This window comes from Vibrio sp. B7, assembly GCF_963888765.1.
GTDB classification, from domain to species: domain Bacteria; phylum Pseudomonadota; class Gammaproteobacteria; order Enterobacterales; family Vibrionaceae; genus Vibrio; species Vibrio anguillarum.
Window position 1 is genome coordinate 1 of record NZ_CAWPKR010000030.1, and the last position, 641, is coordinate 641.

Consider the following 641-nt stretch of genomic DNA (forward strand, 5'->3'; position numbering starts at 1 on the left):
AAGTGGCTGTTACTGCCTAATCTACGCTTATCGCAAGTTACTACGTCCTTCATCGCCTCTGACTGCCAAGGCATCCACCGTGTACGCTTAGTCACTTAACCATACAACCCGAAGAAGTTTCGTGTTGCAGACAAGTCACCAAGGTTGTCTCTCATTATTTGAATGAGCGAGAGACGTTTGATTTTGCCGGACTCAATTTTGAAAACTTACCGTAGTAAGCTTTCCCAAGAACACTTGAATGTGTTTGGTATCAATACGTTAAACGTATTGATGTTGAGAACTTTTATTTGATAACAACAAACACGTTCGTTGTTATCAGTCAGCTTTCCAAATTGTTAAAGAGCACGATTTGACTTTCTACTAAAGAAAGAAACCATTTTTAAAGATTCTCGTAAGAACATTTAAAGATGGTATCCCGTAGGGGAGTCGAACCCCTGTTACCGCCGTGAAAGGGCGGTGTCCTAGGCCTCTAGACGAACGGGACACTAAGTAAGAATGTTTGGGAACATCCTCGTCTCTTAAACTGTATAAACCATCAATCTGTGTGGACACTCATCAGTGTAATCTTCGTATAAGGAGGTGATCCAGCGCCAGGTTCCCCTAGCGCTACCTTGTTACGACTTCACCCCAGTCATGAACCA

At 42.9% G+C, this 641-nt stretch carries 1 tRNA gene and 2 rRNA genes; all 3 read right to left on the reverse strand.

From position 1 onward, the window contains the following. Positions 1 to 101: ribosomal RNA gene (locus tag AACV32_RS09560) — 23S ribosomal RNA — on the reverse strand; the annotation flags it as partial. A gap of 307 nt (positions 102 to 408) precedes the next feature. Then, a tRNA-Glu gene (locus AACV32_RS09565) sits at positions 409 to 484 on the reverse strand. An 88-nt stretch (positions 485 to 572) separates the two neighbouring features. Further along, positions 573 to 641: ribosomal RNA gene (locus tag AACV32_RS09570) — 16S ribosomal RNA — on the reverse strand; the annotation flags it as partial.